18 protein-coding genes and 1 pseudogene are annotated in these 21,129 nt (G+C 47.3%); 10 read left to right on the top strand and 9 right to left on the bottom strand.

Annotated elements, in window-relative coordinates:
• Nucleotides 1-95 precede the first annotated feature (95 nt).
• Nucleotides 96-695 (bottom strand): TetR/AcrR family transcriptional regulator, encoded by a 600-nt coding sequence (locus MHB54_RS14285; protein ID WP_053326378.1) that lies wholly within the window; start codon nt 693-695, stop codon nt 96-98.
• A 243-nt stretch (nt 696-938) separates the two neighbouring features.
• Here MHB54_RS14285 and MHB54_RS14280 point away from each other — a divergent pair, with 243 nt between their 5' ends.
• The 5 genes from MHB54_RS14280 (at nt 939) to MHB54_RS14260 (ending at nt 4,486) form a co-directional block, all read left to right on the top strand.
• A complete protein-coding gene (locus tag MHB54_RS14280; protein WP_023990926.1) occupies nt 939-1,679 on the top strand; it encodes an ABC transporter ATP-binding protein in 741 nt (246 codons plus the stop codon).
• Nucleotides 1,676-2,437 carry an ABC transporter permease gene (locus MHB54_RS14275; RefSeq protein ID WP_023990927.1) on the top strand — a complete coding sequence of 254 codons (762 nt, stop codon included), beginning with the start codon at nt 1,676-1,678 and terminating at the stop codon, nt 2,435-2,437. Before MHB54_RS14280 ends, MHB54_RS14275 begins: the two co-directional genes overlap by 4 nt.
• Nucleotides 2,438-2,561: 124 nt before the next feature.
• Nucleotides 2,562-2,909, top strand: coding sequence for a KGG domain-containing protein (locus MHB54_RS14270; protein WP_103744479.1), 348 nt, complete (start codon nt 2,562-2,564; stop codon nt 2,907-2,909).
• A 243-nt stretch (nt 2,910-3,152) separates the two neighbouring features.
• A complete protein-coding gene (locus MHB54_RS14265; RefSeq protein ID WP_264454400.1) occupies nt 3,153-3,449 on the top strand; it encodes a hypothetical protein in 297 nt (98 codons plus the stop codon).
• Nucleotides 3,450-3,583: 134 nt separating this feature from the next.
• On the top strand, nt 3,584-4,486 hold the full coding sequence (locus MHB54_RS14260; protein ID WP_071558061.1) for a helix-turn-helix domain-containing protein: 903 nt from the start codon (nt 3,584-3,586) through the stop codon (nt 4,484-4,486).
• 191 nt (nt 4,487-4,677) lie between these two features.
• On the opposite strand, the pseudogene MHB54_RS14255 reads toward MHB54_RS14260, so the two are convergent.
• The 3 genes and pseudogenes from MHB54_RS14255 to MHB54_RS14245 all read right to left on the bottom strand — a co-directional run bounded on the left by MHB54_RS14255 (nt 4,678) and on the right by MHB54_RS14245 (nt 6,432).
• Nucleotides 4,678-5,275: pseudogene (locus MHB54_RS14255) on the bottom strand (zeta toxin family protein).
• The gene (locus tag MHB54_RS14250; RefSeq protein ID WP_023990932.1) at nt 5,272-5,445 is read right to left on the bottom strand and encodes a hypothetical protein; all 174 of its coding nucleotides are present in this window, start codon (nt 5,443-5,445) and stop codon (nt 5,272-5,274) included. The pseudogene MHB54_RS14255 and the gene MHB54_RS14250 overlap by 4 nt, the downstream one beginning before the upstream one ends.
• A 483-nt stretch (nt 5,446-5,928) precedes the next feature.
• Complete coding sequence (locus MHB54_RS14245; RefSeq protein WP_264454398.1) at nt 5,929-6,432, bottom strand: hypothetical protein; 504 nt, start codon at nt 6,430-6,432, stop codon at nt 5,929-5,931.
• A gap of 257 nt (nt 6,433-6,689) precedes the next feature.
• Between MHB54_RS14245 and MHB54_RS14240 the strand changes: the two genes are divergently transcribed.
• Entirely contained in the window at nt 6,690-7,871 is a 1,182-nt protein-coding gene (locus MHB54_RS14240; protein WP_023990935.1) for a serine hydrolase domain-containing protein, read from the top strand.
• Here the strand turns inward: MHB54_RS14240 and MHB54_RS14235 are convergent.
• The gene (locus MHB54_RS14235; protein ID WP_023990936.1) at nt 7,857-8,300 is read right to left on the bottom strand and encodes an Lrp/AsnC family transcriptional regulator; all 444 of its coding nucleotides are present in this window, start codon (nt 8,298-8,300) and stop codon (nt 7,857-7,859) included. The genes MHB54_RS14240 and MHB54_RS14235 overlap by 15 nt on opposite strands.
• A 156-nt stretch (nt 8,301-8,456) precedes the next feature.
• Between MHB54_RS14235 and MHB54_RS14230 the strand changes: the two genes are divergently transcribed.
• The gene (locus MHB54_RS14230) at nt 8,457-9,635 is read left to right on the top strand and encodes an MFS transporter (protein ID WP_023990937.1); all 1,179 of its coding nucleotides are present in this window, start codon (nt 8,457-8,459) and stop codon (nt 9,633-9,635) included.
• Nucleotides 9,636-9,735: 100 nt separating this feature from the next.
• On the opposite strand, the gene MHB54_RS14225 is transcribed toward MHB54_RS14230, so the two are convergent.
• Nucleotides 9,736-10,443, bottom strand: coding sequence for an SDR family oxidoreductase (locus MHB54_RS14225; protein ID WP_076264557.1), 708 nt, complete (start codon nt 10,441-10,443; stop codon nt 9,736-9,738).
• 59 nt (nt 10,444-10,502) lie between these two features.
• Entirely contained in the window at nt 10,503-11,447 is a 945-nt protein-coding gene (locus MHB54_RS14220) for a helix-turn-helix domain-containing protein (protein WP_068939115.1), read from the bottom strand.
• A 166-nt stretch (nt 11,448-11,613) separates the two neighbouring features.
• On the opposite strand from MHB54_RS14220, the gene MHB54_RS14215 reads away from it, so the two are divergent.
• The 3 genes from MHB54_RS14215 (at nt 11,614) to MHB54_RS14205 (ending at nt 19,930) form a co-directional block, all read left to right on the top strand.
• Nucleotides 11,614-13,812 carry a glycoside hydrolase family 52 protein gene (locus MHB54_RS14215; RefSeq protein WP_264454397.1) on the top strand — a complete coding sequence of 733 codons (2,199 nt, stop codon included), beginning with the start codon at nt 11,614-11,616 and terminating at the stop codon, nt 13,810-13,812.
• Between the two features lie 35 nt (nt 13,813-13,847).
• On the top strand, nt 13,848-16,016 hold the full coding sequence (locus MHB54_RS14210) for an alpha-glucuronidase family glycosyl hydrolase (RefSeq protein ID WP_160788457.1): 2,169 nt from the start codon (nt 13,848-13,850) through the stop codon (nt 16,014-16,016).
• A 320-nt stretch (nt 16,017-16,336) separates the two neighbouring features.
• Nucleotides 16,337-19,930 (top strand): family 14 glycosylhydrolase, encoded by a 3,594-nt coding sequence (locus MHB54_RS14205; protein WP_160788458.1) that lies wholly within the window; start codon nt 16,337-16,339, stop codon nt 19,928-19,930.
• Nucleotides 19,931-20,099: 169 nt separating this feature from the next.
• Here MHB54_RS14205 and MHB54_RS14200 read toward each other — a convergent pair whose 3' ends face one another.
• Together MHB54_RS14200 and MHB54_RS14195 are read right to left on the bottom strand one after the other, a co-directional pair.
• A complete protein-coding gene (locus MHB54_RS14200) occupies nt 20,100-20,213 on the bottom strand; it encodes a putative holin-like toxin (RefSeq protein WP_010347020.1) in 114 nt (37 codons plus the stop codon).
• A 163-nt stretch (nt 20,214-20,376) separates the two neighbouring features.
• Entirely contained in the window at nt 20,377-21,114 is a 738-nt protein-coding gene (locus tag MHB54_RS14195; RefSeq protein WP_071558059.1) for an ABC transporter permease, read from the bottom strand.
• Nucleotides 21,115-21,129: the final 15 nt, after the last annotated feature.

Here is a 21,129-nt window from a genome sequence, read left to right as displayed (position 1 = left end):
CCCCTCCTGTATTCGCAGTCTCTCATCTACATTATACAGATGTATTTTACCCTTCGGGTCTGCGACGCAATCATGTTAGCTGCATCAGGTTGAAATCAGACTTCTTTGGTAAGCTCGACATCTCGCTTTTGCCGCACACGCAGACCTGCCAAAAAGGTAGCCATCATCACCTCAATACTCCGGTCCACCTCCACAGGTAAACCAAAGCCGCCCTTTTGTTCAAGCGAGGCGAATCCATGAAGCAGACTACGGAATCCCCTCGCTGCATGAATGCAATCTTCTTCCTTGAAGCCATAACCACTGGACAGGACGGTAATGACCAGCTCGGCCACGCGATCCGCAGCCTGCCTCATTTCGGTATCATTTCGATCTGTTGCATACAGCATCGCTTCATACAAACCGGGTCGCTCCCGAGCATACCGCATATACGCCTTCCCCATAGCGGTCAGCGCATCTTCGCCCGCTCTACCCACCGCTGCGCTCATCAAAGCTTCCTCCAACTGTTCGAGGCTGTGCAATGCCAGTACTTGGCGCAGTCCGTTCAATCCGTTCACGTGGTTATACAAGGAGGGAGGGCGAATGTGGAGTTTTTGAGCCAGCGTGGTGAGCGTGACATCCCCCATCCCTTGTTCATTGGCAATGTCCTCGGCAGCCCGCAGGATATCTTGCAACTTTACTCCGTTTCTAGGCGACATCATCCTGTCTCCTTTCATCGAATTTCTATGTAATCCGGTTCCTTATACCTATACAGAATTGATCCAGATTCTATTTTAACTAATCCTGTTAGTTTATACAAAGAAGATGCCGTTTACAACAGCCGGCCTGCATTGAACCTTTATAGAAGAGCATAGCAGTCATTACTGATATAATAAAAAAATAAGATCATAGAACGGACCTGATCCCTTTCTCGATCCCCTACAAAGGAGCTAGCTATATCTATGGAATCCAAGCCACTTCCAGCTATTGAATTCAATCACATTATCAAATATTTCGCCGGGTCTGGACAGCAACGTGCTGTTCTGAACGGGATTACGGCAAAAGTTTCCCCCGGCAAAATCACCACGTTGGTCGGTCCATCGGGGTCTGGTAAAAGCACGTTGCTTTCACTGTGCAACCTCCTAATGACACCGGATGAAGGGGACATCCGTGTCCTCGGCAAACCGATATCGGAGTGGGAGATCCCTGAACTAAGACGGAGAGTAGCATTGGTTTTTCAGGATGCCCCCATGCTTCAGGGAACTGTCCTGTACAATCTCCAAACCGTAGAACGGCTGCACGGTACAGTGCTGGATGATCCTGCCGGCCTGTTGGAACGCGTAGGACTCACCCACGATCTGTTGGAACAAAAGGCGCAGGAACTGTCCGGTGGACAAAGACAGCGCTTGGCCTTGGCGCGGACGCTCGCGAACCGCCCGGATATTTTACTGCTGGATGAGATTACTTCTGCACTGGACCCCGCCTCGGTCAAAGAGGTTGAGGAACTGCTGCTGCAAATGAACAAAGAAGAGGGAACAACGATGATCTGGATTACGCATCATATGGAACAAGCCCGCAGGGTAGGCCACGAGACATGGCTGATGATCGACGGAAGACTGGTAGAACAAGCGGATACGGAGACGTTTTTTAATGCTCCGCAGCATAGTGAGACCCGCAGGTTTGTAGCAGGAGAATGGGTATGACGATTGTTGCCTTGATTCTCTCTCTCGGTTTTGTATTTATCGCCATCGTCATGTCCAAATCCTTCAAACTCGGTCTGGACCGAGACATTATCATCGCCACAATCAGAGCGTCGATTCAACTGCTGGCGATTGGATATGTATTACATTTAATTTTTGGGATGCAAAGCTACGGATTTATCGTATTATTCATTCTGCTCATGATTACCGTAGCCTCACAAAATGTTGCGCGCAAAGGACGATTTATCCCCGGTCTCATGTGGAAGTCATTCCTGACGCTGCTGTGTGTGGAAATCGTTACGCAGGCGTTCCTGATTGGCCTGCATATTATTCCGGCGACAGCCCGATATATGATTCCGATTAGCGGCATGATCATTGGCAGCTCCATGATTTTGTCCAGCCTGCTGGTGTCCCGGCTCAAGTCGGAAGTTCTGCTGCGCAAGCCTGAAATCATGCTCATTCTGGCGCTAGGCGGCACGCCTAGACAAGCCATCTTCCCTATACTCAAGGATTGCATACGTTCCAGTATGATTCCAACCATTGAGGGGCAGAAAACGCTGGGGCTTGTCCAGCTTCCCGGCATGATGACCGGACAAATCATCGCAGGTGCCAATCCGATCGCCGCCGTGCGTTTGCAATTGCTAATCGTATTCACTACCATGACCTCTGCTATTTTGACCAGCGTGCTGCTCAGCTTGTTCATTTATCCGGCATTATTTACCCGCCAGCAACAATTGAACACAGAAGCATGGGAACGCTGATCGAGGCGGATATATCCAGTTATTTACCAGCTTCTATAAAAAAGTAGACATGTTTAATTCCTGACATGAAGGTTAATAGATACACGAACACGCTTTACTAAAATTCGATGAGGAGTGATTGAACATGGCTAACAACAACCAAAATGGCAAACTGAGTCGCGAAGAAGCAGGACGTTTAGGTGGAGAAGCTACTGCTAAAAATCACGACAAAGAATTTTATCAGGAGATTGGCGAAAAAGGTGGCGAAGCCACTTCCAAAAACCATGACAAGGACTTCTACCAGGAAATCGGTGAAAAAGGCGGCGAAGCCACTTCCAAAAACCATGACAAGGACTTCTATCAGGAAATCGGACGCAAGGGCGGTGAAGCCCGTGGCAATTCAGACCAGAGTGATAGCGACGGGAAAATGAGCAGGGAAGAAGCAGGCCGCAAAGGCGGCGAGGCCCGCGCCCGTCAGCGTAGAAATAACTGACAATAGGGAGTATGTGGTTGGTGCAATTGTAATGTAGAGGCACAGACTGCGTATAAACACGAAGTATAGTGGACGTTTATGTTATAAAAGCCTATCTGCCGTTGTTTTGGCAGATAGGCTTTTTGTGTGAAATCTACTTTCGCCAACCGATTATACGCCTTACAATATACATAAACAGGTTAAATAACCAATCATACATATTTTATTACAAATGAAAGAATGGATTATCGGAGGTTTGCGCGAATGTTGATTACAAAGAATAAAACGGCTGCAACTGTTTTAAGAATTATATTTTTTTCACTGATTTTCAGCTGGATTTATTATTATTCAGGTTATCACTCAGCAGAAACCGCTAAATTAGTTAAAACTACAGATGATTACTTGGTCATACAGAGAGATGCTGCTAACGGAGGTGAATATAAAGAATTATATATTTCCTCAAAGTCTGTGATCCCTCCTCTGGTTATAGACAAACAATATTATTTCGTATCTGATCAAAGGTACTTTCAACGCCCATATATCCGTTATGTAGAGGAGTAAAATAGAACAAGACAACAAGGACTAACATAGCCCTTGACTAAAGCTTCATGAATAATACAAAAGAGTGCATGCAACTCAAGTCAAATATTCCTGTATTCCGGCTGTTAAGATGGAGTCGAAAGGAGGGAACCCTCGTGTACGAATGGAACGAAATGGTCCAGCTCATGATCGATTGGATTGATAATAATCTTACTTCAGCACCTTCGTTGTTGAGAATGTCCGATCAGTTAGGCTACTCCCCTTACTACTGTACAAAACAGTTTCATTCTCTTACAGGAATGACGTTAAGGGATTATGTGTGGATGCGCCGGATTAGCCGTGCTGCACTGGAACTCCGGGATAGCAATGTCCGCATCCTCGATGTTGCAGTAAAGTATGGGTTTTCTTCACAGGAGGCTTTTACACGGGCATTTGTAAAAGCGTTTGAGGTAACTCCGGCTGTATACCAGAAGGAGCCCCGACCTATTCCGTTAGCCATTCGTGTTGAGGTATTCTCTCCTTATCATTACCATTTGAAGGAGCGGGATAAGATGGTTAAGGATCATTTGCAAGAAGCTGAAGTCAAAATCGAGCATATACCAGCACACAAATTTATTGGAATCTGGGATACTTCTTCTCGAAACTACGGCGATTTCTGGAGAAACGGTCACAATTGTGATGAAATTTGCGGAACATTGGAAAGCATGTCTCATCTCAAGCTTCCCGAACAATTGGGTCAAACTGCGGGCTGGTTTTATCAGGATGGTCAGAAGGGCTATCTCTATGGAATACCGGTTGTCGCTGACTATGCCGGAGAGATTCCCGCAGGAATGAATTGCCGGGACATCCCCGAATCAGATTACCTGGTGTTTTTTCACCCGCCCTTTAATTATTTAAAAAACAATGGAGACGTTATGAGAATGGTGGAGGAGAAGGCTTGGAACTTTGACCCTAGCAGCCTGGGGTATGAATGGGATGAGGAAACGAAGCAGGATTATCAGCGGCATTTCCCAGAAGGATACGGCTACGCAGTGTTACGTCCAGTGAAAAAAGTGTAGAGAAAAAGAATCCGAAGAAGCCGCTATGATCAGGATGCTGTTCATCGTCTTGCTAAAGTCTATTGAAAAATAATAACAGTCTATTACTAACGGGTCCCATTTTGAGGTGCAATACACATCGAATTGACATTGTGGACACAATACGATGTAAATATAGAATAAACCGATCACTGAATCATACAGTTGTCGGTTTATTCTTGATCAGTATTTTTATTTTGTAAGTAACTATCAATGATTTTAACCCAATCCGGTAACAACGCCACATGGTGTTTTATCGTTTCACTATCTGATTCCAATACAATCACGCCATCTGAGCTGCTGTTGTCAATGACAATTAAATGATCGATAAGTTTAAGATGTAAGAGAAGATTGTCCAGTGAGGTCTGATGCCGTCTTATAATATCAGCGGTATCAATGTGGTGACCCCCATTTCGAACTCGTGCAGCAACTCGCTCGATATTAAGACGATAATCACCAAGGCCCACATAAAACATAATAACTTCAAAGCCCTTTTCTTTTGCCACTCGCATTTGTCGAATCACATTGCCACCAGCAAGTGTCGTCTCTACGGTAAAATCTCGTTTATTTCTTATACAATCCCGCGCTAGCTTAATCGCTTCCTTTCCTGCCGATACTTTGTGTCGATCAGGGTTTTCACGATCAATCCCTCGCGCTAACGCATCTGGATCGATATTAACACTTACACCAAGTTTATAGATTACGAATTGTACTCTTACCACTTCCGTTGTTTCCTGCGAATACAAACATAGTAGCAAACGGCTCACTCATGATAAAATATCCTGTTCTTTAATTCGTTCGACTTGACCATTACTGTACTCTTTAACAAATTGACCATCCGGCGTTTTGTAGACAATATATGTGCCATTTGCTTTAGCGTCCAGTTTTGCTCTATCTCCAGTTAGTTTGATTAGCTTGCCTAGGTCGTGTGTACGATTCATTCAGTCATCACCATCCCATACAATTCATATATCGAGAGTATATCATAAATCGAAAAGTCTGAAAGAATCCAGCGTCACTCAAAACCACACGAATACCGTACGTCTAAAAATCGTGACAAGTAAATAGGATCGAAATATCGTTCTTTTTAATACATTTTAATAAATAAATTTGGAATAAATGCTACTTCCAGCTTTTTGATTCGTCTATAACAACAAATACACTTGCGGAGGTATAGGCAATGAAATCTTTTCGTTTTTGGCTGGTCCTACTCTCATGTCTAGTTATTACTGTAAATATTACGGGGTATGACGACTATAATATACTATTGCTACCATTAGCCCGCTAGTTTGGATGTATGAATCATTTCGATTTGTGCGAGAGGCAGACATCCCCATAGCCATTGTTTACTTCACTACCCTAGTTTTCTGGTATCTCATTGGATACGCTTTGGACCGTATGATTAGAAAATTGAAAAATTAAAATCACTTGAAATTATCTTCCAAAATATTGTCTACCTTCTCAGGCTCGTACTCGATCGTTCTGTAGTCAGGTGATGAAGGAATCATATTGATCACAACATTTCTCATTTGTAGCTTGTACTTTCCTTCCTCAAAAGCAAGAACATGCTTAATGGAAGGTAACTCCATATCCTCATACTTCGTTATCGACGAAACAACAATCTTGGAAGGGTTAGAATCATCCACAGACACGATACGATAATCAATCGGTGTTCCCTGAGCTTTTAGAAAGTTAAGCCGTGCCTGTTCTGTTTTAAAGCGATAATCATCAGACAGTGAAAGCATCTTATCGTAATCCCGACTCATAGAAGCGTTCATATATTCTGAAAATGTCGAGACAGCAGCCTCTTTGGGCTTATCGGGAAGTTTATAAGGTTCCTTATCCCCTCCAAAACCTGTAGCAATTACAGTCAAAATCCCTCCGAGGACAACCAAGCAAGCCAACTTATTACGCGATACAAGCCTCAATAAATAAAACCCCCTTTGTTGTAAATTTTACCACCTATTTTCAACGTATCTCAACTTAAAAAGCCACTGTAAAACGCGGTATAACTTTTTGTAAAACCCCATTCATTTAAATCCAAAGCCATTCTTTTAATATAATTTTATTTTAACGTTAATACTCACTGAACACCTTTGTTACCTTATGTAATGTCGCCTTCCCATCCTGTAAACTAAGTTCCATCAAGCGATAACCGCTGGATCATAGAGAGGATGAGATATTTATGAGTTTGGATAATAGAGTTTTTGCGATACAAGCTGGTCTGGACGGACGTGTAAATGCAGTTATAGATCAAACCCTTGCCGAGAAGCGCCTGGTCGGCGCAGTCGTCATGATATATATGGATGGTTCACCCGTGTATGTCCGAGCGGCGGGGCTGGCTGATCGAGAAGAACAACGTCTTATGCATGAGGATGCTTTATTTCGGCTTTCTTCTGTATCCAAACCGATTGTATCGACTGCGGCTTTGGTTTTGGCAGCCCAAGGATTGATTAAGCTCGATGAATCTATTGAACGCTGGTTGCCCGACTTTCGCCCCCGATTAATCAGTGGTGAGCAGCCCTCCATTACAGTACGCCAATTGCTGACACATACTGCCGGGTTGACCTATGGCTTTTTAGAGGAAGAAGGCGGCGGTCCCTATCATCGTGCAGGCGTATCAGATGGCATGGATTTTTCAAATCTTACGCTGGAAGAGAACTTGCAACGTTTGGCTTCTGTGCCTCTGTTATATGCACCGGGTAAAGCATGGGGATATTCGATTGCTACTGATGTGCTAGGCGCGATCATTAGCCGTGTATGTGGCACAACCCTTGATGCAGCTGTTAAAAAGCTCGTTACAGAACCTCTCGGTATGCACGACACCAGTTTCACGGTCGCGGATGCTGGACGGCTTGCGGCTCCTTATGTCAACGATATATCAGAACCCCGGCGGATGCGCGAGCTTGAGGTTGCGCAGGTTTTTGAAGGCACTGCAGGACTTCGTTTTCAGCCTGCACGAGCCTTTGATTCCACGGCTTTCCACTCTGGTGGCTCGGGTATGATTGGCAGCGCAAAAGATTTCATGCGTCTGCTGGAAACACTGCGAAACGGCGGCAATCCGTTACTTTCAGAGGAATGGGTCCGTGAAATGGGCACCATCCAGACCGGGAACCTCCCCTTGGCAGGTTGGCCGGGGCGGGGCTTTGGACTGGGATTCACCGTACTCCAAAATCCCAACGAAAGCGGAACAGCAGAATCACCCGGAACGTGGCGTCTCGGAGGAGCTTACGGTCATTCGTGGTTCGTTGATCCCGCACTAAGACTCAGTGTGGTCGCCTTTACCAATACAGCATTCGAAGGGATGTCAGGTCCGTTTACAACCGAGCTTTGCCAAGCCATTTACGGTAGCTCAAATAGGGTCTAATAAAGTGGGGGTTACATGTTTATGGTCTACAGGCGAGGACAGGACAATTAACGTGGTAGAGTGCCCGTGCTTTCCACACTCATCCCCGAACTGCTCCAGCTTGAGCATAGACTCAACCATGACTTTCAGTAAGTAATTTTGCTCGCCGCTGATTCTATGGCATTCAATGACTTCAGGTGCAGATTGGCAAAACTCAACAAATGAATTGCATTGATTCGTGTGCACGAGCACGTGAGCCATGATCGGCTTTCCGACTTTCTCATGTGAAACTATGGCACGATACCCAGTGATAATACCTTTATCCTCCATGCGCCGCACTCTTTCCGTTACGGCAGGCTGGGAAAGTCCAACCTCCTTACCCAGCTCGGTCATGGAGATACGCGCCTGGTTTTGTAGACACAACAAAATTTTATGATCCACTTGATCCATCAAATCCATCTCCTTAAGTCCAAGGTAATATTACAAAAACACAATTATTATTATGTATTATTTCGAGTATTGCCTTATTATTTTATAATTTAATGAAATATTAGCATGCAAAATCAAGGACGTAAAGCAGGAAGAAGTGGAGAAGGAATGAAACTAATGAAATATAGTAAGCCCCTGCTTTTCATTGCGCTTGGCCTATTTGGTGTATACACGATCGAGTTCGGTGTGGTTGGCATTTTGCCAGTCATCATTGAACGTTTTCATATTACGGCAGCCCAGGCCGGGTTTCTTGTCAGTTCATTTGCATTGATCATCGCGCTGTTCGGTCCCTTCATGGTGCTATGGATGTCCAGGTTTAACCGCAAGCGAATCATGACAATGTCGTTGTTTGTTTTTGCCATAACAAGCTTGCTGTCAGCCTATACATCCAACTTTTATCTACTAGTGATTTTACGTATCATTCCGGCTCTGTTTCACCCGGTGTATTTCTCGCTTGCCTTTGTCGCCGCCACTGCGTTGTATCCCCCGGAAAAAGCAACGCAAGCTTCCGCCAAAGCCTTCCTCGGCACAAGCATGGGAATGGTACTCGGTATTCCAATTACGGCTTATATCGCCAATCAATTTTCATACGAGGCCTCCTTCTGGTTTACTGCGGTAGCGAATGGGATTGCAGGGATCGGTATTTTATTTATGCTGCCGGATACACCACAAGCCGAAATGTTCTCCTATCGGAAGCAGCTTGGCATTTTGCGTAAAGTATCGCTGTGGCTCAATATCGGGGCGGCTACTTTTATTTTTGCAGCTATGTTCTCGGTGTATAGCTATTCTGCCGAATATTTGGGGCAAAATACAGGGATGAGCAGCAAAGTTATCAGTTTTCTGCTTATTATTTTCGGCATCGGCGGAATGCTCGGCAATCTATTGGCTGGCAAGCTGATGGGCTTGCATAAGGTACGCACCGCTCTTTTTCATCCAGTAGCCTTGGGGGGCACCTATTTGCTGTTGTACGGGATCAGTTCTTCATTTATCCCTACGCTCTTCATCATTATCGTGTGGGGGGCCGTTCATACCAGCGGACTGATTGTCGCCCAGATTTGGGTGATTGATGAGGCCAAAGAAGCTCCCGCGTTTGCCAACAGTCTTTATATCTCGTTTATTAACCTAGGGGTCTCACTGGGCTCACTGGCAGGGGGGTGGTTTATTGCCAGAGCGGGGATCCATGGGACGCTGTGGAGCGGTTTGCTGTTCGCCATGCTGGCGATGGTATGCATCGGGTCTAAAGTGATTTATCCACGTATTTTGCGAAAATATAAAGGGTTAGATGTGCAAAGCTAAAGAGTTGCAAGAGGCAAACCTGTTATCATAAAAAACCGGTTCAACACTTTGTATGGTGTTGAACCGGTTTTTGTTTAAAAATTGATTCCTGCCTGTCGGATTAGATCAGCGTATAACCGCCATCTGGGAACAGCACGCTTCCGGTGGTAAACTTGTTCGTCATCAGATACAACACAGTATGTGCGATTTCCTCATTATACCCCACTCGACGGAGCAAGGTTACTTCCTTGTATTCCTCAAAAGCCTGCGCCCGCTGCTCACCCTCAGGGCCGTCTCTCCAAATCGTGCCGGGGGATACGACATTAACCCGTACGGGGGCCAATTCTACTGCCAACGCCTTGCCCAAACTTTCGATCGCGCCGTTAGCCGCTCCATATGTAGCACCAAATCCCATCGGTCGTTGACTGAAGGCCCCGGACATGAGGACGATCGAGCCGTCCTTGGAGATATGTGGTACCGCATGCTTGGCAGCAAAATATTGCGGCCAGAATTTCCCTTCGAACGGGGTTCTTGCCTTTTCCGTGTCTATCGTGATCGGACCACGCGTGTAGCTGGCACCCGGTGTAAACAGATGGTCGAATGCTCCGACTTTTTCAAAAAACGCCTGAACCTCTTCCTCTATCTGATTATTCAGTTGGAAGGTTTCCACCGATTCGGCAGGGATGACCTTCTTCGCCTGCTCCAGCTTTTCTGCGGAACGCCCAGCGATCACAATGCTTGCCCCTTGCTTTGCTGCTTCTATGGCTGTTGCCAGCCCTATACCTGCACTGCCGCCAATCACGACGACACGTTGATTATGTAAATTCATATTATTCTCAGCTCCTTTATGAGGATTATATCATAACTATTTTAAAGGCATACTTATTTTTATTCGAATGGGCTTTCCTGCACCGTGCTTTTGCGATAGGATGTCGGCGATTGGCCCGACCAGCGCTTGAACTGTCTGCTAAAATGCGCAATATCCCCATAGCCGAGCATATCGGCAATTTGTTGCACCGACCATTGCGGATCAGCCAACAGCAACTTGGCCTCATGCAGCACAAGCCCGGATAGATATACACGGGGAGATACGCCAAAAACGCTACGGAATACACGATTACAATGGGACACACTAATACCTAGCTCGGATGAAATCCCCTCGATCCCATCCTGTTTTTCCACCGAGCCGGCCTGTCCATAAGGCTGATTCACTCTGCCCTGAAGACGACTGGCAATCTGATGGGCAAGCTCTGCCTGCACATATCCACGCCCCGGCAGATGGGCCGCTTCACTGGATACAGCCTCCCATAACGTTGCGAACAGTTCAAACACAGCAGATTGAATCCGCATTCGCTTTGCCACCGAATCACTACCTACTCCTATATCTTCCGGCGCTGAAAGATCGAGCAACTTGCCCAGCGCTGGTCCCATCTGCCCTGCCACTGTTCCTTCAGCTGGAAACAGCACCTGCTCCAGACGACTCAGAAGCGAGAGAAACAGCTTATCATCAATATCGAAATGCATACAAAAATACGTAAATCCCTCTCCGTTACTATGGCTGGAGTGGACAATCCCCGGTCGCAGCAGCACCAGATCACCCTGTCGCTGGGTATAGCTGCGACCATCCACAACCATGATCTGTTCTCCCGCAAGCACGATGTTAATCTCATATTGAGGATGCTCGTGTAGCGGATAGCTCCACTCTCTTCCGACACTTCGTGTATGAATAGCAAACAAATTGACTGTGGTTCGCACATCGGGAAAAAAGAATTCCTCTCCGGCAACTGTAAGGTCTGGATGATGGGGGCTCTTCGGTAAACGTGGTGTCGACATGTTTTCCCTCCTGGCTTACTTGCATGGATATACTCCAGTATATCGCTTTCAGCGCGATTTGGATAAATAGTTGAGCGATTTGACAATGGTTCCCCACCACATGACATGCTAGGCTCTAAGTGAAGTTAGTCAAAGTTAAGCTTTACTATGAAAGGGGTTTCATTATATGTCTAAAAATATATTTTATAACACACAGCATGCACCTATCGGGTCTTTTTCCAGCTTTACGCTTGGGTTTAAGGGCAATCGCGGCGGACTTGGTTTGGAGCTGGGCAAGCCTGCCGATGAAAATGTATATATCGGGCTGCAATCCAGAGATGGCGGAGTATACGAGGCGCTTCCCTTTTTTGCATCCACACAGGATGAAAGTGCCCGCTACGACGTGGAGAAAAAGGGTAAACGAACGGAACCGCAGCTTATGCCCTTTGCCGATTCAGACATTACCCGTGAGCTAAAAGCAGGAACGGATACATGGCAGGCTGGCGATTTGACGTTCCGGCTGTACTCTCCTGTTCTCCCAGTGCCCGAGCCGGGAACCGCGGGTATGGATGAGCTGCGGGCAGCGTTGGTCCCGGCGGTATTCGCCGAGCTAACCGTCGATAACACACTGGGGACTGCAGCGCGAAGAGCTTTTTTCGGATATCAGGGCAGTGATCCGTATAGCGGCATACGCATTATAGGAGAAGATCCGCGCAGGGACGCTAAGGATTCTACCCAATTAGAGGAGAGACTCACAGGCATCGGCCAAGGACGCAGCACAGCCATTGTGACCAACAGCAGTGAAGCGGTACCTGCCAGCGGATTTGCAATGGAGAAGCTGCTTGGGGAGACCATGTCCGAGAATTTATCCTTTGGCCTGGGCGCGACGGGTGCGCTTCTGATGGACGTTCCCGCAGGTGAGAAGCGCACATATGCTTTCGCCATATGCTTCTATCGCGGCGGCATTGTGACAACAGGCATTGAAGCGTCGTATTACTATACCCAGCTGTTCAAGGATATTGAAGACGTGGGAAGCTATGCGTTGAAGCATTTTTCAAACCTGACCGCAGCCTGTGTTCAGGCTAATCGCTGGATGGAGTCGGCCGACTTGAGCCCGGACCAGGAATTTATGCTCGCTCAGGCGATCCACAGCTACTATGGCAGCACCCAACTGCTTAGTCACCAAGCGGATGGAGAACCGATCTGGGTTGTGAACGAAGGCGAGTATCGGATGATGAATACACTCGATTTGACGGCAGATCAGCTCTACTATGAATTGATTTTAAATCCATGGACGGTACGCAACGAGCTGGAGTGGTTTGTCCAAAGGTACAGCTATCGGGATGAGGTACGCTTTCCGGGAGAGGAACAGACCTATACCGGTGGTATCACGTTTACGCATGATATGGGCGTGGCAAACGTGTTCTCCCGGCAGGGGTACTCCTGTTATGAGCTGGCTGGGATTGACGACTGCTTCTCTTACATGAGCCATGAGGAACTGGTGAACTGGCTTTGCTGCGCCACGGTATATATCGAGCAGACACAGGATCAGTCATTTACAACACGTATGCTGCCTGTCTTGTGTGACTGTTTCGAAAGCATGCTGCGGCGGGATCACCCCGACCCGGCACAACGAAACGGCTTGATGGGCTTGGACAGCTCTAGAACCCGGGGAGGCGCGGAAATTACGACCTACGACAGTCTGGACGTATCTCTGGGTCAGTCCCGCAACAACATTTATTTAGGCAGCAAATGCTGGGCGGTATATGTTGCACTGGAAAAGATATTTGCCTCAAAAGGGCTTAACTCCCTCTCACAGGAGGCTGGCTTACAGGCGGACAAATGCGCAGCAGCGATTACAGCACATATGACAGACAAGGGCTATATTCCTGCAGTTATTAAGGAGGGCAATGACTCGCAGATTATTCCTGCCATTGAGGGGCTGATCTTCCCTTACTTTACAGGGTGTGAGGCTGCGCTTAAGCCTGATGGACGGTTCGGTGGATATATCCAAGCACTGCGGCGTCATTTGGAAACTGTACTGGTACCGGGAGTTTGTCTATTTGAAGACGGAGGCTGGAAGCTGTCCTCGACCAGTAACAACTCCTGGCTGAGCAAAATCTATCTGTCACAGTTTATTGCCCGCGAGTTGCTGGAGCTGCCTTGGGAAGAAGCTGGGCAGGCCGCAGACGCTGCCCATGCCTCATGGCTCCTTCACCCTGATGAATCCTATTGGTGCTGGAGCGATCAGATACTCTCCGGTATTGCTCACGGCAGTAAATATTATCCGCGCGGAGTTACCGCTATTTTGTGGCTGTATGAAGGCAAGGGCAACCGTCTGACTCTCCCTCAGCATATGAGTCAGGATCAGGAACAGCATGTCTGATGATCATCTTCACCTGCCCAAAAGGAGGTTCCAATATGAGCAAGCTGATGGATATGCCAAAAGAGAGCGGCTATGCGGCTTGGCTGCATTACAGCCGCAATAGTAAGGTAGAAAAGCTGCCCGCTTGGTGCAGGGTCATCGTGGTCCATGGGACAGATGAAGTGCTTCAATCGGCTGCGAGTGAGCTTCAGCACGGATTGACCTCCATGTTTGGACAGCAGCCGAAGATCAGCGCCGTTCCTGTGAATACGCCATTCATTGCGCTGGGTACGTTCCCAGAGCATCCTTTGGTCGCAGAACGATTCAGCGCAAAAGAACAGGCAGAAGTGAGCGCAGAAGGCTACCGAATTCGCGGGATAGAGATGCCAGATCCGGCATATTCAGCTTCGCACGGTAACGATGATATCAAGGGACAGTACGTTACAATCGCGGGGCAGACCTCCAAAGGCGTATTGTACGGAGTCTTTCATCTGCTGCGCTACCTGCAGGGAGGACTAGACGGGAAGTTGAAGCCCACCACCGAATCAGTGCACGTCCCCATTCTAGACCAATTATCCAACCCTGCTAATCCCATCCGCATGATCAATCACTGGGATAACATGGATGGTAGTATTGAACGCGGGTATGCGGGTGGCTCTATTTTCTACGATAATAATGCCTTTACTACAAATATGGAGCGCCTGCGAGACTATGCCCGTCTACTCGCTTCTGTAGGCATTCAAGCACTATCCATTAACAACGTGAATGTCCATCAGGTAGAGACCGAGCTGATTACAGATAAATTCCTACCGGATGTGGCTAAAGTAGCTGCGGTATTTCGCGCCTATGGTATACAGATCTACTTGAGCATTAACTATGCCAGTCCTATTCAGCTCGGTGGGTTAACCACCGCCGATCCCTTGGAACCAGCTGTAGCTGAATGGTGGCAGACCAAAGCCCAGGAAGTTTACGCCGTCGTTCCTGATCTGGGTGGTTTTGTGGTCAAAGCCGATTCCGAAAATCGGCCCGGACCGTTCAGCTACGGGCGCCATCACGCCGATGGAGCCAATATGCTGGCAGATGCGTTGCAGCCCTATGGCGGACGTGTGATTTGGCGCTGCTTTGTCTACAACTGCAAGCAGGACTGGCGCGATCGCAAGACGGATCGGGCCCGCGCAGCCTTTGACCATTTTAAACCGCTGGATGGGCTGTTTCGGGAAAATGTCATTTTACAGATCAAAAATGGTCCCATGGATTTTCAGGTGCGGGAGCCTGTCTCCCCCCTGTTCGGTGCGCTGGAATCCACTCAGGTACTGCTTGAATTTCAAATTGCGCAAGAGTACACCGGGCAACAGAAACATCTATGTTACCTTGTTCCCCAATGGAAGGAAGTATTGGATTTTGACACCTACGCCCAAGGTAAAGGCTCCACCATCAAGCGTATCGTGAGTGGCGCTCTGCGTTCTCCCAAGCATACCAACTATGGCATAGTCGCTGTATCCAATATTGGTGCAGACACCAATTGGACCGGACATTTGCTCGCTCAGTCCAATCTTTATGGCTATGGTCGGCTGGCATGGGACCCGGAGCTGTCCGCAGACGAAATCGCTGATGAGTGGGTTCGGCTGACGTTTGGCAGACAAGGGAATAGCGACGGCGGCACAGATTTAATTTCTACCCTTAAGCAGATGCTGCTCGATTCATGGAATGTCTACGAATCCTACACCGCCCCTCTCGGGGTCGGCTGGATGGTCAGTCCCGATCACCACTATGGGCCGGATGTAGACGGGTACGAATATTCCATGTGGGGCACCTACCATTTTGCTGATTGCTGGGGGATCGGGGTAGATCGCACGACCGCAACCGGAACGGGCTATGCAGGACAATATTTTTCTCCCAATACTGATATCTACGAATCTACGGACACCTGCCCGGATGAGCTGCTCTTATTCTTTCACCATGTTCCTTATACACACTTGCTCCACTCCGGCCAAACCGTCATACAGCACATTTATGATACCCATTTTGAAGGTGCAGAACGTGCGGCCCATCTCCGAGACACATGGGTTAGTCTACGAGGGCAACTGAATGCTGCCATGTATGAACAGGTGTTGGAGCGGCTGGAGCATCAGGCAGAGCATGCCAAAGAATGGCGGGATCGGATCAATACGTATTTCTACCGTAAAAGCGGCATTGCCGACCAGAAGGATCGTCCTATTTATTAAGTAAGCAACTATTAAACAAGCTGCCTCGGCAATACTTTCATACAGACTGGAACAAGGCTTTTATACGCTTAGGTTCACTTTCTCCTATACTGGCATTGGCTCGCACATCACTAAAAGGCATGCGTCTTACTCAGACCTATGCCTTATTTTTTTTGTCTGGAAACTTTTAAGCACACGGTTGCTTACGTAAAATGTCATATTTGTCCACCCTGAGTGTGCAATAAATTCTTCTTTTTATGCAACCGCTTGCTTTATACTATTTTTGTAGACGTTTACAAAATGTTGTCGAATTAGACTATGCTTTGGGGAGGATGATCGGTTTGACCTTGTATCGAAGTCTATGGAAAAAAGGGTGCCTGATGCTATTAAGCATTGTGCTATCTCTGACCGCCTTTATTGGCTCACCCTCCAATACGGCAAGCGCAGCGGTTGCTGATGATTTTCAGGCTTCTGTCATGGGGCCGCTGGCGAAAATCAGTGACTGGGGTGCATTCAAAAAGCAACTGCAAACGCTGAAAAGTAACGGTGTGTATGCCATTACCACCGACGTCTGGTGGGGCCATGTGGAGAGCGCAGGAGATAACCAGTTCGATTGGAGCTACTACAAGACCTATGCAGATGCCGTAAAAGAAGTGGGATTGAAGTGGGTTCCTATTATCTCTACGCATAAGTGTGGGGGAAATGTGGGGGATGATTGCAACATCCCGCTACCAAACTGGCTGTCTAGCAAGGGCAGTGCAGATGAAATGCAGTTCAAGGACGAAAGCGGTTTTGCCAATAACGAAGCCCTCTCTCCATTATGGAGCGGGACTGGTAAACAATATGACGAGCTGTATGCCTCATTTGCTCAAACCTTTGCTAGCTACAAAAGCATCATTCCCAAAATTTATTTAAGCGGTGGGCCCTCTGGAGAATTGCGATATCCTTCATACTATCCGGCAGCGGGATGGAGTTATCCTGCACGGGGCAAATTCCAAGCCTACACTGAAACAGCCAAAAATGCGTTCCGCACGGCCATGAATGAAAAGTATGGATCAATGGACAAGATTAATGCAGCCTGGGGTACCAAGCTGAGCAGCCTTGGCCAAATCAATCCGCCGACTGACGGGGACGGATTTTACACGAACGGCGGGTATACTTCCACGTATGGGAAGGATTTTCTGTCGTGGTACCAAAGCGTGCTTGAGAAGCATCTGGGCGTCATCGGAGCTGCTGCACACAAAAACTTCGATTCCGTGTTCGGTGTCCGTATCGGAGCCAAGATTTCCGGTCTGCACTGGCAGATGAACAATCCTGCCATGCCTCACAGCACAGAGCAAGCAGGTGGATATTATGATTACAACCGTCTCATCGAGAAGTTCAAAGATGCGGATCTGGATTTGACCTTTACTGCTCTGGAGATGAACGACAGTGGTACAGCACCGAATTATTCCTTGCCGTCCACATTAGTAGATACTGTCTCCTCGATCGCTAATGCCAAGGGTGTTCGCCTAAATGGTGAGAATGCACTCCCGACTGGCGGTAGCGGCTTTCAAAAAATCGAAGAAAAAATCACAAAGTTCGGTTATCACGGCTTTACACTTTTACGCCTCAACAATCTCGTCAACAACGACGGCTCACCAACCGGTGAGATGAGTGGATTCAAACAGTATATTGTAAACAAGGCCAAGCCCGGCGATAACGGTGGCGGTACAGGCAACAAAGTAACTATATACTACAAAAAAGGCTTCAACTCACCTTACATTCACTACCGTCCGGCTGGGGGAAGCTGGACTGCTGCGCCTGGTGTGAAAATGCAGGATGCCGAGATTAGCGGCTATGCCAAAATTACCGTCGATATCGGGTCTGCCTCCCAATTGGAAGCTGCTTTTAATGACGGTAATAACAACTGGGACAGCAACAACACCAAAAACTACTCCTTCAGCACGGGCACTTCTACTTACACGCCCGGTAACAGCGGCAATGCGGGAACGATCACATCAGGCGCTCCATCGGGCACGGTTCCCGGGGATGGCGGCGGTACAACTAACAAGGTAACGGTATACTACAAAAAAGGCTTTAACTCGCCTTACATTCACTACCGCCCGGCTGGCGGAAACTGGACTGCCGTACCCGGTGTGAAAATGCAGGATGCCGAGATTAGCGGCTATGCTAAAATTACCGTCGATATCGGGTCTGCCTCCCAACTGGAAGCCGCTTTTAATGACGGCAATAACAGCTGGGACAGCAATAACACGAAGAACTACCTTTTCAGCGCAGGAACTTCTACCTACACGCCCGGCTCTAACGGAGCCGCAGGAACTATCCGAACGGGGGCACCTTCGGGGAGCATCCTCAGCGTAGGGACTTCCACCTACACAACCAACCTTAACGAAGTTGCAGGACCTATCCAAACAGTGGAACTTTCGGGTGCATCCTTAAACGTAGGCACTTCTACGTACGTACCCAACCCTAACGGAGTTGAAGTAACTATTCAAACGGGGGCGCCTTCGGGCGCCTTCACTCCTATAGATCTGGGTACCCTCTCCAAGCCCACTCCCCTCAACACAGACTGGAGCAAACAGAGCATTTATTTTATCATGACAGACCGATTTAGCAACGGAGATCCATCCAACGATAATTACGGTGGCTTCAATTCCAACAACAACGATCAGCGCAAGTGGCATGGTGGCGATTTTCAAGGGATTATTAACCAACTCGACTACATTAAAAATATGGGGTTTACCGCCATCTGGATTACTCCGGTAACGATGCAAAAGAGCGAATACGCTTACCACGGCTATCATACGTATGATTTTTATGCGGTAGACGGGCATCTTGGTACCATGGACAAGTTCAAAGAGCTGGTTGGTAAGGCACACGACAAAAATATCGCTGTGATGCTGGACGTAGTTCCCAATCACACTGGCGATTTTCAACCTGGGAACGGCATCGCCAAGGCTCCTTTTGACAAAGCGGACTGGTATCATCACAATGGCGACATCACAGGAGCAGACTACAACTCAAACAATCAGTGGAAAATCGAAAACGGTGACGTTGCCGGATTGGACGACCTGAATCAGGACAACCCAGATACAGCGAATGAACTCAAAAACTGGATCAAATGGCTGCTGAACGAGTCGGGGGTCGACGGACTGCGGGTGGACACTGTGAAGCATGTACCCAAAGGGTTTTTGAAGGATTTTGACCAGGCCGCCAATACCTTCACTCTCGGTGAAATTTACAGTGGCGATCCTGCTTATGTGGGTGATTACACCCGGTATCTCGATGCCGCACTGGATTTTCCGATGTATTATACAATCAAGGATGTGTTTGGACACGATCAATCTATGAGGAAAATCAAGGAACGCTACTCAGATGATCGTCACTATCGCGATGCCCAGACCAACGGCGTATTTATCGACAATCATGATGTAAAACGTTTCCTGAATGACGCCTCTGGCAAGCCGGGTGCTAACTATGACAAATGGCCTCAGCTCAAGGCCGCCTTGGGCTTTACTTTGACCTCACGCGGGATTCCTATCATCTATCAAGGCACCGAGCAAGGCTTTAGTGGCGGAGATGATCCTGCCAACCGGGAAAACGTTGTGTTTAACGCCAATCATGATCTGTATCAGTACATCGCTAAGCTGAACCGTGTGCGCAACAGCCACCCTGCCCTGCAAAACGGGAGCCAAAAGGAAAAGTGGGTAGACGACTCCTTTTACAGCTTCCAGCGCTCTAAAAATGGAGACGAGGCCATCGTACTTATCAACAACTCCTGGAGCAGTCAAACCCGCACGATTGGCAACTTCGACAATCTGTCCAACGGCACTCGCCTGACCAACCAATTAAGCAACGACTCCATTCAGATTAACAACGGTTCGATCACCGTGACCCTCGCTCCAAAGGAAGTTAAAGTTTTCACCAAATGAGTTACATCGATTATTCAATTGTGCTAAAATAAATGATAGAAGGATATACTAAAAAAGAGCAAGGATGCTGGTAACATCCCTACTCTTGGCAACAGCCGCTTTGAAGAGCGGTCGGCTGAACAGGGCTAGCTCTATTAGAAATAGACCGTTTTCCCTTGTCCAGGGCGGTCTATTTCTTTTTGTTTTGGTTCAACGCAATAACAATCGTAACGATTAATCCGATCAACGCTACTAATAGCGTGCCGAACATCATCATTAATGTCAGAGCATCCTTAACCTCCACAGGCATCACCTCCCTTCCGGGAGACTTAGCCGACCGCCCACCTAAGCCATTCTGTTGTTACTGGAATTATAGCACGTAAATCCGTCCTTTAGCGACAACATTTTACAGCTTCATTCAACCAACCTTATGCGGACTACCATCCTTGTTTTTCTGCTTGCACATTCTACTTTTTCTCTATATGAGTATAACTTCTCAACGCCAAAAAAAGACCCAGCACAAAAATGAAGCAAATACTGATGATCCCTCCAGGAACATACGTGAATGTCCTGCCCATTTGTCCATGGGGAGAAAACAATAACGGCACTGTCCATGGATAAAAGGTATTCCCCGGTGTATTAACCAAAACAAAATTTAAGCACATAACCGTACACATCCCAATAATGGCGGGTACAAATTTTTTCCAACGAATAGTGAAGAACGTGATGATCGGGATGAGCATAGCGTGCATAAGAATCATTTTAGCAAATACCCCAAGCTGATACATAACGATTTCAAAGGTTAGCGGTCTGATTGTAATAAACGTACCCAATACTGTAGATAGCACAAATGCCATCAGTAGGCTAACAGCGATGTACATATAAATAACGAGTAGTTTGCTGAAGTAAATACGAGTCCGGCGAATCGGGTTTGTAAACAGTGCAATATGGGTCTTCTCCTGATACTCTCTTGCATAGATATAGCAGGTCAAAATATAGTAGCTCATATAACCGGTCAGAAAATTAATAAGAATAACAACACTCATAAAGTAGTCATTCCAACCATCACGATCTATGGAATACTTGGAACTACCCGCGTAACTATAAAATTCTAAAACAATGGTTAATACTAAAATCATTACACTCAACCAAAGAATTTTAGTTCCTTTCAGCTTCAAGCACTCTGCTTTAAACAGGTCAAGCATAGTAACCCTCCTCTC

Origin of the sequence: Paenibacillus sp. FSL M7-0802, assembly GCF_038004945.1 — a bacterium.
GTDB classification, from domain to species: Bacteria; Bacillota; Bacilli; order Paenibacillales; family Paenibacillaceae; genus Paenibacillus; species Paenibacillus polymyxa_B.
The sequence above is the reverse complement of the archived record's forward strand: the minus strand, read 5'-3'. Positions and strand labels throughout refer to the sequence as shown.

Bases quoted from the DNA above. Each gene is read 5' to 3' on its own strand.
- MHB54_RS14285 (WP_053326378.1), bottom strand. From the start codon at position 695: ATGTCGCCTAGAAACGGAGTAAAGTTGCAAGATATCCTGCGGGCTGCC.
- MHB54_RS14280 (WP_023990926.1), top strand. From the start codon at position 939: ATGGAATCCAAGCCACTTCCAGCTATTGAATTCAATCACATTATCAAA.
- MHB54_RS14275 (WP_023990927.1), top strand. From the start codon at position 1,676: ATGACGATTGTTGCCTTGATTCTCTCTCTCGGTTTTGTATTTATCGCC.
- MHB54_RS14270 (WP_103744479.1), top strand. From the start codon at position 2,562: ATGGCTAACAACAACCAAAATGGCAAACTGAGTCGCGAAGAAGCAGGA.
- MHB54_RS14265 (WP_264454400.1), top strand. From the start codon at position 3,153: ATGTTGATTACAAAGAATAAAACGGCTGCAACTGTTTTAAGAATTATA.
- MHB54_RS14250 (WP_023990932.1), bottom strand. From the start codon at position 5,445: ATGAATCGTACACACGACCTAGGCAAGCTAATCAAACTAACTGGAGAT.
- MHB54_RS14240 (WP_023990935.1), top strand. From the start codon at position 6,690: ATGAGTTTGGATAATAGAGTTTTTGCGATACAAGCTGGTCTGGACGGA.
- MHB54_RS14235 (WP_023990936.1), bottom strand. From the start codon at position 8,300: ATGGATCAAGTGGATCATAAAATTTTGTTGTGTCTACAAAACCAGGCG.
- MHB54_RS14230 (WP_023990937.1), top strand. From the start codon at position 8,457: ATGAAATATAGTAAGCCCCTGCTTTTCATTGCGCTTGGCCTATTTGGT.
- MHB54_RS14225 (WP_076264557.1), bottom strand. From the start codon at position 10,443: ATGAATTTACATAATCAACGTGTCGTCGTGATTGGCGGCAGTGCAGGT.
- MHB54_RS14220 (WP_068939115.1), bottom strand. From the start codon at position 11,447: ATGTCGACACCACGTTTACCGAAGAGCCCCCATCATCCAGACCTTACA.
- MHB54_RS14215 (WP_264454397.1), top strand. From the start codon at position 11,614: ATGTCTAAAAATATATTTTATAACACACAGCATGCACCTATCGGGTCT.
- MHB54_RS14210 (WP_160788457.1), top strand. From the start codon at position 13,848: ATGAGCAAGCTGATGGATATGCCAAAAGAGAGCGGCTATGCGGCTTGG.
- MHB54_RS14195 (WP_071558059.1), bottom strand. From the start codon at position 21,114: ATGCTTGACCTGTTTAAAGCAGAGTGCTTGAAGCTGAAAGGAACTAAA.